Below are 13,576 nucleotides of genomic sequence, written 5' to 3' on the forward strand. Positions count from 1 at the left end.
GGGTGACCACCGACGATCGCGCGTACGCGGGCTGGCGCGAGCCCGGCCACCCCTCGCAGCGCCTCGGGAGACCGTACGTGACTTCGCAGGAGATCCCGCTGCACGGCGGCAACGTCAGCACCGTCGTCCGCGTCGGTGACACGGTCCGCCGCAACGCCGGGCCGTGGACGCCGTCCGTGCACGCCCTGCTGCGGCACCTGGAGTACGTGGGCTTCACCGGCGCGCCCCGGGCGCTCGGGATGGACGAGCGCAACCGTGAGGTGCTGTCGTACCTGGAGGGGGAGTGCGGCGAATACCCGCTCGCCCCGCACTGGGTGACCGACGAGGCGCTGGTCACCGTCGCCACGATGCTGCGGATGTTCCACGACGCGCAGTACGGGTTCACCCCCGCGCCGGGGGCGGTCTGGCGCTCGTTCGGGCCCCCGCCGCCGGACACCGAGGTGATCTGCCACCACGACGCCGCGCCGCACAACGTGATCTGGCGGCCGGACGGCACCCTCGGGCTGATCGACTTCGACCTCGCCTCGCCCGGGGCGCGGATCTACGACGTGGCGTACGCGGCCTGGACCTGGGTGCCGATCTTCGCGGACCGGGACTCGATCACGCTGGGCTGGAAGCACCCGGACCGGCCGCGCCGGCTCCGGCTCTTCGCCGACGCGTACGGGTTGATTCCGCGCGACCGGCACCGGCTGATCCGGACCATCCGCAAACGGATCGTGGACCACGTCGAGGGGATCCGCCGGATGGCCGCCGCCGGGGAGCCGGCGTTCGTCCGGATCGTGCACAAGGGGCACCTGCGCCGGCCGATGCGGGATCTGCGGCTGCTCGACTACGAGCGGCACGCCCTGGAGAACGCCCTCCGCTGAGCGCCGAACTGTCGATGCTCGGCCGGTCCCGGCACGCGGACCGGTCGATGGGTCTGGCCGGTCAGCCATCGACGTTCGCCGTCCGAACGATCCACCATTGTCCATGCCGCTGACTGTGCGGACTTCGTGACACGTACGAAACAACCCGTCACGAACCGGAAACCCGCACGGGACCGTGGGTGAAACAGCCGGCCGCGAAGCTTCCGCGCAACCGGCCTACGGGCGACGCTGCCCCGGAAAGCCGCGAAGGAGGACTTCACCTTTAGGAGGCCAGCGTGCCTGAAGCACCGACGATCGACGGCGCCAATACCACGTGGCTGCTGGTTTCGACCGCGCTCGTGCTGCTCATGACCCCCGGACTGGCGCTGTTCTACGGCGGCCTCAACCGGGCCAAGGGCGTACTCAACATGATGATGATGAGCTTCTCCGCTATCGGGCTCATCTCTATTCTGTGGTGGTTCTACGGTTTCAGCGTCGCCTTCGGGACCGACGTGAACGGCTTCTGGGGTGACCCGGGCGCGTACCTCGGCACCAAGACCTTCCTCGCCGAGTCCGACCTGTGGGGTGCCACTGCGGAGAACCCCAGCGGCATCGGGATTCCGCTCTACGTGTTCATGGCCTTCCAGATGGTCTTCGCGGTGATCACCGTCGCGCTGATCAGTGGTGCCATCGCCGACCGGGCCAAGTTCGCCGGCTGGCTGCTGTTCGCCTTCGGCTGGGCCACGCTCGTCTACTTCCCGGTCGCGCACTGGGTGTGGGGCGGCGGCATCATCGGCGGTGACATCCACGCGCTGGACTTCGCCGGTGGCACCGCTGTGCACATCAACGCCGGTGCGGCGGCCCTCGCCGTGGCGCTGGTGCTCGGTAAGCGGCTCGGTTGGCCGCGGGAGGGCATGAAGCCGCACAACATCCCGCTTGTCGCCCTCGGCGCGGGTCTGCTGTGGTTCGGCTGGTTCGGGTTCAACGCCGGTTCGGAGTTGACTGTCGACTCGGTCGCCGGCCTCGCCTTCATCAACACCCAGCTCGCCACGGCGGCTGCGGTGCTCGGCTGGATCGCTGTCGAGTGGGTGAAGACCCGCAAGCCGACGATGGTCGGTGCCTCGTCCGGCGCCGTCGCCGGTCTGGTCGCCATCACCCCGGCCTGTGGTTTCATCGCCCCGTGGGCGTCCGTCCTGCTCGGCATCGTCGCCGGTGCCGTGTGCGCGCTCGCCGTCAGCCTCAAGTACAAGCTCGGCTACGACGACTCCCTCGACGTGGTCGGCGTGCACTTCGTCGGCGGTTGGATCGGCTCGCTCTGGCTCGGCCTCTTCGCCACCAACTCGGTGAACGCCGCGATCACCGACGTGGTGGGCGCCTCCGACGGGCTCTTCTACGGCGGCGGCGTGACCCAGCTCGGGCGGCAGGCCCTCGCCGGCCTGATCGTCACCGCCTGGTCGTTCGGCGTCGCCTGGGGGCTCGCCTTCGTCATCGAGAAGACAATCGGCTTCCGGGTCAAGGGTGAGGCGGAGGTCGAGGGCATCGACATCGCCGAGCACGCCGAGAGCAGCTACGACCTGTCCCCGGCCGGTGGCGGCACGGGCAGCGCGTTCGCGATGGCAGGCATCGGCACCCCCGGTGGCGGCACGACGAGTGGCGTCAAGCCGGAGGCGGAGTCCGCCGAGCCGGTAAGCGAAAAGGTCGCCGGTTAACGTTCCTGGGATGGAGGGGTTGGACATGAAGCTGGTGACCGCGGTCATCAAGCCGTACCAACTGGACGCGGTGAAGGAGGCCCTGCACGCCCTCGGGGTGGCCGGGCTGACCGTCAGCGAGGTTCAGGGGTACGGGCGGCAGAAGGGGCACACCGAGGTCTACCGGGGTGCCGAGTACACGGTCGAGTTCCTGCCCAAGATCCGGGTAGAGGTGCTCACCGACGAGATCGACGTGGACAAGGTGGTGGACGCCATCGTCGGGGCGGCCCGCACGGGCAAGATCGGTGACGGCAAGGTCTGGGTCACCGGTGTCGAAGAGGTCGTCCGGGTGCGTACCGGCGAACGCGGCCTCGACGCACTCTGACCTGGCCCACACGACATGACCTCGTTGATCAAGAAGGACGCGTCAGGCAACACCGTCGACGGTGACGCGCACCTCTTGATCAACGAGGTCGTCGGCGTTCCCGGGGGGATCGGGGAGGCCGCTCGGCTGGCCCGCGCCGCCGCGTACGACACGTTTCTGCGCGGATTGCTGCCGGCACAGGACGGGGTGGCACTGCTCGCCGTCGGGGGGTTGGGCCGCCGCCAGTGTGCCCCGTACAGCGACCTCGACCTGGTGTTGCTGCACGCCGGGGTGCCCGGCACGAACGAGCTGGCCGCCTCGATCTGGTATCCGATCTGGGACGCGGGCCTGCGACTCGACCATTCGGTGCGAACCGTCGCCGAGGCGCTCTCCGTCGCCCAGGACGACGTCAAGGTCGCCCTCGGGCTGCTCGACGCCCGGCTGGTGGTGGGCGACCAGACGCTTGCCGACGCGCTGAGCCGGACCGCCGCCGATCACTGGCGGCGCACCGCCGTACGACACCTGCCCGGCCTGCGGGAGGTCACCACCGCGCGCTGGCAGGCCCACGGTGAGCTGGCGTTCCTGCTGGAGGGCGACCTCAAGGAGGCCGCCGGCGGCCTGCGCGACGTGGGTCTGCTGCGGGCGATCTCCGCCGCCGGCATCACCGACGCGCTGCGTCCCGCCGTACGCGCCGCCCACCTTCGCCTGCTGGACACCCGGGACGCCCTGCACCAGCAGGTCGGCCGCCGGGTCGACCGGTTGGTCGCCCAGGAACGCGACGGGGTGGCCGCCCTGCTGGGTCTGGAGGACGGCGACGCTCTCCTGCGCCGGGTCGCCGGGGACGCACGCACTGTCAGCCATGCCCTGGATGACGCCTTCCGCGCCGCCGACCGGCTGCGCTCCGGCCGGTCCCGAGGCGGCAACGGCCGCTCGCCGCGCCGACCGGTGGCCCGCGACGTGGTCGAGCACGACGGCGAGTTGGTGCTGGCCCGGACGGCGATCGGGGCGCGCCCCGACCCGAGCCTCTCGCTGCGGGTGGCTGCCGCCGCCGCCACGACCCGCCTGCCGATCGCGCGGGCCACCTGCGAGTGGCTGGCGGCCTACTGCCCGCCGCTGCCCGCGCCCTGGCCGGCGGAGGCCCGGGCCGCGCTGACCACCCTGCTCGGCGCCGGTCCCGGCCTGGTGCCCGCCTGGGAGACCTGCGACAGGTACGGCCTGGTCGACGGCTGGCTGCCCGAGTGGACCCGGCTACGCAGCCTGCCCCAGCACAACCCGGTGCACCGCTACACCCTCGACCGGCACCTCGTGCAGACCGCGCACGAGGCCAGTCGGCACGCCCGCGAGGTGGAACGCCCCGACCTGCTGCTCCTCGGTGCTCTCCTGCACGACATCGGCAAGGGCCTGACCGGCGACCACAGCACCGTCGGGGTGCCGGTGGCCCAAGCGGCGGCGACCCGGATCGGTCTGCCCCCCAGCGAGGTCGAGCTGATCGGCACGCTGGTCCGTCTGCACCTGCTGCTGCCCGACGTGGCCACCCGCCGGGACCTGGCCGACCCGGTCACCATCGCCTCGGTGGCCGAGGCGGTCGGTGACACCGGCACCCTCGACCTTCTGCACGCGCTGGTTCGGGCCGACGCGGCGGCGACCGGGCCGGCGGCCTGGTCGGACTGGAAGGGCCGGCTCGTCGCCGAGCTGGTCGGCCGGGTCCGCACCGCACTCGACACCGGTGTGCTGCCCGAGCCGCCGGCGCCGGACCCGGCACTGCTGGCCGGGCCACTGCCGGTCGTCCACCTGACCGGGGACCGGGTGTCGGTCGCCGCAGCCGACCGGCGGGGCCTGCTCGCCACTGTCGCCGGCTGCCTGGCCCTGCACCGGCTGGAAGTGATCTCCGCGGACGCGTCGGTCGTCGACGGCCGGGCCCTCGTCGAGTGCCGGGTGCAACCCCGCTACGGCCTGCCGCCGGATCCGGTGCCGCTCCGCGCCGACCTGCGCCGGGCGGTCGGCGGCGACGTGTCGGTCACCCAGCGACTGCGCGGCCGGGCGCTCGCCGCCCGGGGCGGCGGTGCCGCTCCCCGGGTCGTCTGGCACCGCGAGGCGGCCACCGACGCCGTGCTGCTGGAGCTACGCGCTGCTGACGCGGCCGGCTTGCTCTACCGGGTCACCTGCGCGCTCGACGAGGCCGGCGCGCTGGTCCGCGCGGCGCGCATCTCCACCCTCGGCGCCGACGTGGTGGACGCCTTCTACCTGGTGGGCGGTTGGCCGGACGACGAGGCCCGAGCGCGCCTGGAGGAAGCGGTCCTGGCCGCCGTCTGACCCGCGGCTCCCCTCGGCGACCGCGCGGCTCTGCCCCGGCTGCCCTGAGCCGTGCGTGGGCTTGGCCGGGTTGCGACGGCGGGTACGTCCGGGGGCGTAGCGGCGGTGCCGCTCGTGGACGCACGTCGGAGGGCGTCGGCGCGGGCAGAATGACGGCCATGCGATGGGACGGGCAGCGTGGGTGGCGGGCCGCGGCGGCGGACGCCGTGCTGGCCCTGGCGCTGCTCGGGTTCGGGCAACTCGCCACCGGTCTGGCCGGTGACAACCAGCCCGGGTCGAGACCCGTGGACACCGTGACTCGACTGCTGATCGCGGTGGCCGCGCTCGCACTGCTGTTCCGGCGGCGCGTGCCGGTCACCACCCTCGCCCTGGTGGGCGTGGCCACCGCTGCGTACCTGGCGCTCGGCTATCCGTACGGGCCGATCCTGCTCACCTTCCTCGTCGCGGTGTACACGGTGGCGGTGCGGCTGCCGGTGCGTCCGGCGGCGCTCGCCTGCGGCGGCGCGTTCGTGGTGTTGCTGACGCACGTCTTCTGGTCGCGGGGCCCGGCCCCGGGCTGGGCCGAAGTGCTGCCGGCGTCGGCCTGGGTGGCCGTACCGTTCGCGGTGGGGGTCGTGGTGCGGGTCAACCGCGAGGTGGCGGCGCGCAGCCGGGCCGAGGAGGCCCGCGGCCGCGCCGAGGAAGCCCGGCGGCGGGCCGACGAGGAGCGGTTGCGGATCGCGCAGGAGGTGCACGACGTGGTGGGGCACGGGCTGGCCGCGATCAGCATGCAGGCGGAGATCGCCCTGCACCTGCTGCCGAAACGACCCGAGCAGGCGGAGACCGCGCTGACCGCGATCAGCCGGACCAGCCGGGAGGCGCTCGACGAACTCCGGGTCACGCTGGGCGCGGTGCGGCAGGGGGCGGAGCGCGAGCCGGTACCCGGCCTGGCCCGGCTGCCGGCACTACGCGACCGGCTCGCCGGAGCCGGGCTCGCCGTCGAGGTGCGCGTGGTCGGCGCTCCCCGGGACCTGCCGGCCGCGCTCGACCTGGCCGCGTACCGGGTGGTGCAGGAGGCGTTGACCAACGTGCTGCGGCACGCCGGGGTGGCAAACGCGCAGGTGACAGTGGACTACCGCGCCGACGAGGTGACGATCGAGGTCACCGACCGGGGTACGGGTGCCACTGCCGCCGGGACCGGCTTGGCCGACGACGAGAGCGGGCACGGTCTGGCCGGGATGCGGGAGCGGGTCACGGCGCTGGGCGGGTGGTTGACCACCGGGCCGCACGCCGGTGGCGGTTTCCGGGTGTACGCCCGGCTGCCCGCGGAGCCGGCCCCGTGATCCGGGTGCTGATCGCCGACGACCAGGACCTGGTCCGGCTCGGTCTGTGCGCGCTTGTGGAGAGCGAGGACGACCTGGCACTGGCCGGCGAGGCGGCCGACGGGCTGCGGGCGGTCGAGCTGGCGCGTCGGGAGCGACCGGACGTGGTGCTGATGGACATCCGGATGCCCGGCATCGACGGCATCGAGGCGACGCGGCGGATCGTCGCGGACCCCGAACTGACCGCCACCCGGGTGGTGGTGCTGACGACCTTCGAGCTGGACGAGTACGTCTTCGACGCGCTGCGGCACGGCGCGAGCGGGTTCCTCACCAAGGACACCCGCCCGACCGAGCTGCTGCGCGCGATCCGGTTGGTCGCCGAGGGGGAGGCGCTGCTGTCTCCGTCGGTGACCCGTCGGGTGGTGCGGGAGTTCGCCACCCGGCCGTCCCGGGCGCCCCGCCCGCACCCTCGGCTGGACACGCTCACCGACCGGGAGCGCCAGGTGGTCGGCCTGGTCGGGGAGGGCCTGAACAACGAGGAGATCGCCGCCCGGCTGGTGGTCAGCCCGGCGACCGCGCGCACCCACGTCAGCCGGGCGATGGGCAAGCTGGGAGCCCGGGACCGGGCCCAGCTCGTCGTGTTCGCGTACCAGTCGGGGTTGGTGGCGGGGTGAGGCCCGGGCCGGGCGACAGCGGCCTTGCGGCCGGGCGGCTACCCTAGCGGTGGCCGGACTCCGCAGTGCCGGCCGCGTTGTGCCCGCCGGAACACTGACAAACGGGATGTTCGTGTGTTTGACACCTTGAGTGACCGCCTGTCCGGGATCTTCACCAAGCTCCGCGGCAAGGGACGGCTCACCGACGCCGACATCGACGCCACCGCGCGCGAGATCCGCCTCGCGCTGCTGGAGGCGGACGTCGCGCTGCCGGTGGTCAAGGGCTTCATCGCGGCCGTCAAGGAGCGGGCCCGCAGCTCCGAGGTCTCCCAGGCGCTGAACCCGGCCCAGCAGATCATCAAGATCGTCAACGAAGAGCTGATCACCGTGCTCGGCGGCGAGGGCCGGCGGCTCCAGTTCGCCAAGCAGCCGCCGACCGTGATCATGCTGGCCGGTCTCCAGGGTTCCGGTAAGACCACCCTGGCCGGCAAGCTGGCCCGCTGGCTCAAGGGCCAGGGGCACCAGCCCCTGCTCGTCGCCGCCGACCTCCAGCGCCCCAACGCCGTCGGGCAGCTCCAGGTGCTCGGTGGCCGGGCCGGCGTCGAGGTGTACGCCCCGGAGCCCGGCAACGGCACCGGTGACCCGGTGCAGGTGGCCCGCGCCTCGATCGAGCACGCGAAGCGGGCGGCCCGCGACATCGTCATCGTCGACACCGCCGGCCGGCTCGGCATCGACGCCGAGATGATGCAGCAGGCCGCCGACATCCGCGACGCCGTCTCGCCGGACGAGGTCATCTTCGTCATCGACGCGATGGTCGGTCAGGACGCCGTCCGCACCGCCGAGGCGTTCCGCGACGGCGTCGGCATCACCGGCGTGGTGCTCTCCAAGCTCGACGGCGACGCCCGTGGTGGTGCCGCCCTGTCGGTGCGCGAGGTGACCGGGCAGCCGATCCTGTTCGCGTCCACCGGTGAGAAGCTGGAGGACTTCGACGTCTTCCACCCCGACCGGATGGCCAGCCGGATCCTCGGCATGGGCGACGTCCTCACTCTGATCGAGCAGGCCGAGCAGGCCTTCGACTCCGATCAGAAGGAGAAGATGACCGCCAAGCTGATGGGCGGCGAGCAGTTCACCCTGGATGACTTCCTCGACCAGCTCATCGCGGTGCGGCGGATGGGCCCGATCGCCAACGTGCTGGCCATGATGCCGGGCATGGGGCAGATGAAGGACCAGCTCGCCGACCTGGACGACAGCCACTTCGACCGGGTCACCGCGATCATCCGGTCGATGACGCCGGGCGAGCGCACCAACCCGAAGATCATCAACGGTTCCCGCCGGGCGCGCATCGCCAACGGCTCCGGGGTCACCGTGATGGACGTCAACCAGCTGCTCAACCGCTTCGCCGACGCGCAGAAGATGATGAAGCAGATGGGCGGCATGATGGGCCTGCCCGGCGGCGGCCGGCGCAAGGCGACAAAGAGCCCGAAGAACAAGCGCAAGGGCACGAAGGGCGGCGGTCGTCCGCGTACGGGCGCCGGCGCCGGGATGCCCGCGGGCTTCCCGGGCGGCATGCCGCAGCTCCCGCCGGGAATGGACCCGAACGACCTCGCGGGCGGCCAGGGCCTGCCGCCCGGCTTCAAGCTCCCGAAGATCGACTTCAACAAGCTCGGCAAGGGCGGCGACAACCGTCCCCGCTGACCTCCGTGCCGGCCGACGCCGACCTGCTCGCCCCCGGCGGGGCGTGATCGGGTAGGACTGTGCGCATGGCTCTTCACGTGCGCGGTGTGCTGCTCCCCGATGACGAGGCCCGGGATCTCTGGCTGGTCGGCGACCGGGTGACCTTCACCCCGGTGCCCGGCGCGCAGACGGTCGTCGACGGCGGTTTCGTCCTGCCGGGGCTTGTCGACGCGCACTGCCACATCGGCATCGCCCGCGGCGGCGCCCCGATCACCTCACTCGACCAGGCCCGCGAACTGGCCCACGTCGACCGGGACGCCGGGGTGCTGGCGATCCGCGACGCCGGCTCGCCGTACCCGTACCCCGAACTGGACGACGAGCCGGACCTGCCGCGACTGGCCCGCGCCGGCCGGCACGTCGCCCCGCCGAAGCGCTACCTGCGCGACATCGGCGTCGAGGTCGACGCGGCCGAGGTGGCCGCGACGGTGGCCGCCCAGGCGCGGGCCGGCAACGGCTGGATCAAGCTGGTCGGCGACTGGATCGACCGGGGCGTGGGCGACCTCGCGCCGGCCTGGGACGCGGACACCCTCACCGCGGCCGTGCGGGCCGCGCACGACGCCGGGGTACGCGCCGCCGTCCACACCTTCTCCGAGTCGGCGGTCGAGATCATGGTGCGGGCCGGGGTGGACTCGGTGGAGCACGGCACCGGCCTGAGCCTCGACCTGATCGACGAGATGGCCCGCCAGGGCACCGCGCTGATCCCCACGATGATCAATATCGCCACCTTCGGGGGGATCGCGGAGCAGGCGCGGGCCAAGTTCCCCGGGTACGCGGAGCACATGCTCGCGCTGCGCGACGGCTTTCCCGAGGTGGTGCGTGCCGCGCACGAGGCGGGGGTGCCGATCTACGTGGGCACCGACGCCGGCGGCGGCATCGACCACGGCCTCGCCGCCGAGGAGATGCTGCTGCTGCACGAGCAGGCCGGCATGGCACCGACCGACGTGCTCGCCGCCGCGTCCTGGGGCGCCCGGGAATGGCTCGGCTTCCCCGGCCTGGTCGAGGGCGGCCTCGCCGACCTGACCGTCTACCCCGAAGACCCCCGCCGCGACCTGCGCGTCGTCCGCGCCCCGTCCCGCACGGTCCTGCGCGGCCGAGTACTGCGCTGACGCGGCGCTCCCACAGTGACGCCGGGGTTCCGCTGACCCGCGCCTGGGCGCTCCAGGTCCTGGTGGGTGCTTCAGGTCTTCGTGCTTGCGCGTCGGGCTTGGGGCGGGTGTCGCCCCGCAAGATCGCGCTCGATCCTGGATTTAGTGGGCTCCTGCAACATCGAGGCCACTGCATCCTGGATCGAGCACGATCTTGCGGCGGGCGGCGGGCGGCGGGCGGCGGGCGGCGGGCGGCGGGTTCCGGCGGCGGGTGGCGAGTCCGGGCGGCAGGCGGCGGACCGGCGAGTGCCGGGCGGCGAGTCCCGAGTCCCGGGCGGCGAGCGCCGGGATCGGGTCCGTCTTGGGGAGGAAGATCCGCGCAACATCGACGATGTTGCTGCCTCCCGTGGCCCGGAGACAGCAACATCCGGGAAGTTGCGGGGTGTGGCCCCGGCCCAGGGGTGTGGCGGGGTGCGGGTGCGGGTCAGGGCACCGGGCGGGCGGCGGCGCTGAAGAGGTGTACGGCCAAATCGGCGAGGGCCGCGGCGGTGTGGTCGATCGGGGAGCGGGGGAGCACGATGTGGCTCACCACCAGCCGGACGATCGTGTCGGCGGCGAAGGCCAACGCGGCCTGGTCCGCTCCGGGAAGGTGGTCGCCGGCCCACTCGATCAGCGCTCCGGACGCCTCGGTCAGCACCACCTCGGCGCGGGTGGTGAGGTACGGAAGTAGCTCGTCCGAGCCACCCCGGGCGCTGGTCAGGATGGCCTTGACCAGTGGGTTGTCCGCCGCGGTGGCGAGGGTGTGTTCGATCGCGGCGTACGCGCCGGCCCGGACGTCGGAGCCGTGGGCGAGGAGCGCGGCACGGACGTTGCCGACGAAGCGGTCCACCTCGCGCCGGGCGAGCGCCTCCGCCAGGCCGGCCTTGGTGCCGAACTCGTTGTAGACGGTCTGCCGGCTCACCCCGGCCGCGGTGGCCACCCCGCCCATCCGTACCGCGTCCCAGCCGGCGGCGATGGTCCGCGCGCGCGCCGCGTCCACGATCGTGTCCCGCAGCCGTTGGCGTGGTGAGTCCGTCGTCGCAGTCATGGTGGTCGAATTCTACGGGCGCGACGCAGGCCCGCCCAGCGCGTGGCCCCTGCGCGGGGCCCTGGCGCGTGGCCCCAGCGCGTGGCCCGGCCCGCAGGCGCATGGACCCGTCCGGCGCGGTGCGGGTTCGGGCGAGGGTGACCCGCTCAGCGTGGGCGTGACCCTCGTGCTGGGGGTGCGGCGCCTCCCGGGCGCGGTGGCCTCCCGCATGGCGCATAGGATGTGCGGTCATGGCACGCGTGCTCACTCCCCGTGCGGAGGATTTCCCCCGCTGGTACCAGGACCTGATCGCCAAGGCGAAGCTGGCCGACAACGGCCCGGTCCGCGGCACCATGGTCATCCGCCCGGCCGGCTACGCCATCTGGGAGCGGATGCAGGCCGAGATGGACGCCCGGATCAAGGCGGCGGGTGCGGAGAACGCGTACTTCCCGCTCTTCATCCCGGAGAGCTACCTCAAGCGTGAGGCCCAGCACGTCGAGGGTTTCTCGCCGGAGCTGGCGGTCGTCACGCACGGTGGCGGCAAGCCGCTCGCCGAGCCGGTGGTGGTACGTCCCACCAGCGAGACGGTGATCGGCGAGTTCATGGCCAAGTGGATCGACTCGTACCGGGACCTGCCGCTGCTGCTCAACCAGTGGGCGAACGTGGTCCGGTGGGAGCTGCGTCCGCGGATCTTCCTGCGGACGAGTGAGTTCCTCTGGCAGGAGGGGCACACCGCCCACGCCACCCGTGAGGACGCCCGGGCGTACGCGCGGCGGATCCTGCACGAGGCGTACGAGGACCTGATGGTCAACGTGATCGGCATTCCGGTGGTGGTGGGCCTGAAGACGGCGCGCGAGCGGTTCGCCGGGGCCACCGCCACGTACACCTGCGAAGGCATGATGGGCGACGGCAAGGCGCTCCAGCTGGGCACCAGCCACGAGTTGGGCCAGAACTTCGCCAAGGCGTTCGACATCAGCTACTCCTCGAAGGAGGGCGGCCGGGAGCACGCCTGGACCACCTCGTGGGGCACGTCGACCCGGATGCTCGGCGGCCTGATCATGGCGCACGGCGACGACAACGGTCTGCGCGTGCCGCCGAGGTTGGCCCCGATCCAGGCGTACGTCATGGTGGTCAAGGACGGCGACGGCGTGGGCGAGGCGGCGGCCAAGCTGCGCGACGGCCTGCGCGACGCCGGTGTCCGGGTCGCGCTCGATGACCGGACCGACACCCCGTTCGGCCGCCGGGCCGTCGACGCCGAGCTGCGTGGTTATCCGGTACGCGTCGAGGTCGGCCCCCGTGATCTGGCCGTCGGCAACGCGGTGGTGGTGCGTCGTACCGACGGGTCGAAGTCACCGACGCCGGTGGCCGACGTGGTCGCCGCGGTGCTGGCCGCGCTGGAGACCGACCAGCAGGTGCTGCACGACCAGGCGTTGGCCAACCGCGAGTCGCGCACTGTGGAGGTGGCCACCCTGGCCGAGGCGATCGAGGCCGCCGCGACCGGCTGGGCCCGGGTGCCGTGGTCGGCGGTCGGTGTGGCCGGCGAGGCCGAGGCGAACGGGCAGGGCGTCACGGTGCGCTGCCTGCTGCGCGCCGACGGCTCGGTGCCGGACTCGGAGGACGAGCCGGACCTGGTCGCCATCCTCGCCCGCGCCTACTGAGGCTCAGGACGGCAGTGCGCTTCGCGCCGGGTCGGCTGATCATGCACCGCAACGTGCGGCACGGTCGGCTCGGCTGGGTCCGACCGGGCCGGGTGGTCAGCGACGACGAGCGTGGCCTGCTGGTGTGGATCGCCCGGGACTCGCCGGTGGCCCACGAGGTGACCGAGGCGGGGCTGGGGATGCGGGCGATGCCGTTCGCCCAGTGGATCTCGTCGTCGTACCGGTTGGCGCACGGCCGCTGGACCGGCCCGCCGCTGCTGAAGTTCCTGCCCACCGGGGCGGCACACTCCGTCTGGTGGTTCCGCGACGCGCGGGGCCGGTTCGCCCACTGGTACGTCAACCTGGAGGAGCCCGGCGTCCGCTGGGACGACGGCCCGGTGGCCGGTGTCGACGTGGTGGACCAGGATCTCGACGTGGTGGTGCGTCCGGACCTCAGTTGGGACTGGAAGGACGAGGACGAGTTCGTCGAGCGGCTCGCCTTCGGCGCCGACTACTGGGTGATCGACGAGAAGGCGGTCCGCGCGGAGGGGGAGCGGGTGATCGCGCTCGCCGAGGCCGGTGAGTTCCCGTTCGACGGCACCTGGTGCGACTTCACCCCGCCCGTGGATTGGGATGTACCGGACAAACTGCCGCCGGGGTGGGACCGTCCGCCGGTGCGCTGAGAGGTGTCCCCGGTCACCGCTGGCGCGGTGTCCGGGTCCGATGCGCGAGATCGGCGGCGGATCTGGCAGAATGGGTCGCTGGTATCCGGCGCGCGTCCGGCGCCCTCTAACCCGGGCACGTCGCCAGTCCACCGAGTAGTCTCCGGCCCAACCCCACGGGTCCGGTCGGCGCTCACCCATGCACACCGCCCGCCTGGGCCGGTGAGA

The 13,576-nt window shown here is 72.8% G+C and carries 11 protein-coding genes; 10 read left to right on the top strand and 1 reads right to left on the bottom strand.

Annotation, left to right across the window (positions count from 1 at the left end; translation table 11 throughout):
- The first annotated feature begins 2 nt into the window (after nt 1-2).
- From ACQPWW_RS07440 to ACQPWW_RS07475, 8 genes are all read left to right on the top strand, one after another.
- Nucleotides 3-866, top strand: coding sequence for an aminoglycoside phosphotransferase family protein (locus tag ACQPWW_RS07440; RefSeq protein ID WP_355032146.1), 864 nt, complete (start codon nt 3-5; stop codon nt 864-866).
- Between the two features lie 275 nt (nt 867-1,141).
- A complete protein-coding gene (locus ACQPWW_RS07445; protein WP_433130440.1) occupies nt 1,142-2,554 on the top strand; it encodes an ammonium transporter in 1,413 nt (470 codons plus the stop codon).
- Nucleotides 2,555-2,579: 25 nt separating this feature from the next.
- Nucleotides 2,580-2,918: a P-II family nitrogen regulator gene (locus tag ACQPWW_RS07450; RefSeq protein ID WP_172862163.1), complete on the top strand. Its 339-nt coding sequence runs from the start codon at nt 2,580-2,582 to the stop codon at nt 2,916-2,918.
- A 15-nt stretch (nt 2,919-2,933) separates the two neighbouring features.
- Nucleotides 2,934-5,210, top strand: coding sequence for a [protein-PII] uridylyltransferase (locus ACQPWW_RS07455; RefSeq protein WP_433130442.1), 2,277 nt, complete (start codon nt 2,934-2,936; stop codon nt 5,208-5,210).
- Nucleotides 5,211-5,368: 158 nt separating this feature from the next.
- Nucleotides 5,369-6,532, top strand: a complete 1,164-nt coding sequence (locus tag ACQPWW_RS07460; RefSeq protein WP_433130444.1) for a sensor histidine kinase — start codon at nt 5,369-5,371, stop codon at nt 6,530-6,532.
- A complete protein-coding gene (locus tag ACQPWW_RS07465) occupies nt 6,529-7,185 on the top strand; it encodes a response regulator transcription factor (protein WP_433130446.1) in 657 nt (218 codons plus the stop codon). Before ACQPWW_RS07460 ends, ACQPWW_RS07465 begins: the two co-directional genes overlap by 4 nt.
- 114 nt (nt 7,186-7,299) lie before the next feature.
- Nucleotides 7,300-8,859, top strand: a complete 1,560-nt coding sequence (ffh, locus tag ACQPWW_RS07470) for a signal recognition particle protein (protein WP_328650570.1) — start codon at nt 7,300-7,302, stop codon at nt 8,857-8,859.
- A 65-nt stretch (nt 8,860-8,924) separates the two neighbouring features.
- A complete protein-coding gene (locus ACQPWW_RS07475; protein ID WP_433130448.1) occupies nt 8,925-10,004 on the top strand; it encodes an amidohydrolase family protein in 1,080 nt (359 codons plus the stop codon).
- A gap of 463 nt (nt 10,005-10,467) precedes the next feature.
- On the opposite strand, the gene ACQPWW_RS07480 is transcribed toward ACQPWW_RS07475, so the two are convergent.
- A complete protein-coding gene (locus tag ACQPWW_RS07480) occupies nt 10,468-11,070 on the bottom strand; it encodes a TetR family transcriptional regulator (protein ID WP_433130450.1) in 603 nt (200 codons plus the stop codon).
- A gap of 230 nt (nt 11,071-11,300) precedes the next feature.
- On the opposite strand from ACQPWW_RS07480, the gene proS reads away from it, so the two are divergent.
- Complete coding sequence (proS, locus tag ACQPWW_RS07485) at nt 11,301-12,707, top strand: proline--tRNA ligase (RefSeq protein WP_433130453.1); 1,407 nt, start codon at nt 11,301-11,303, stop codon at nt 12,705-12,707.
- 14 nt (nt 12,708-12,721) lie between these two features.
- A complete protein-coding gene (locus ACQPWW_RS07490) occupies nt 12,722-13,369 on the top strand; it encodes a DUF402 domain-containing protein (RefSeq protein WP_433130455.1) in 648 nt (215 codons plus the stop codon).
- The last annotated feature ends 207 nt before the right edge of the window (nt 13,370-13,576 follow it).

This window comes from Micromonospora sp. CA-240977 (assembly GCF_050942285.1).
Lineage (GTDB): Bacteria > Actinomycetota > Actinomycetes > Mycobacteriales > Micromonosporaceae > Micromonospora.

Coding starts and splice junctions, on each gene's coding strand:
- ACQPWW_RS07455 (WP_433130442.1), top strand. CDS start 2,934: ATGACCTCGTTGATCAAGAAGGACGCGTCAGGCAACACCGTCGACGGT.
- ACQPWW_RS07460 (WP_433130444.1), top strand. CDS start 5,369: ATGCGATGGGACGGGCAGCGTGGGTGGCGGGCCGCGGCGGCGGACGCC.
- ACQPWW_RS07475 (WP_433130448.1), top strand. CDS start 8,925: ATGGCTCTTCACGTGCGCGGTGTGCTGCTCCCCGATGACGAGGCCCGG.
- proS (WP_433130453.1), top strand. CDS start 11,301: ATGGCACGCGTGCTCACTCCCCGTGCGGAGGATTTCCCCCGCTGGTAC.
- ACQPWW_RS07480 (WP_433130450.1), bottom strand. CDS start 11,070: ATGACTGCGACGACGGACTCACCACGCCAACGGCTGCGGGACACGATC.
- ACQPWW_RS07450 (WP_172862163.1), top strand. CDS start 2,580: ATGAAGCTGGTGACCGCGGTCATCAAGCCGTACCAACTGGACGCGGTG.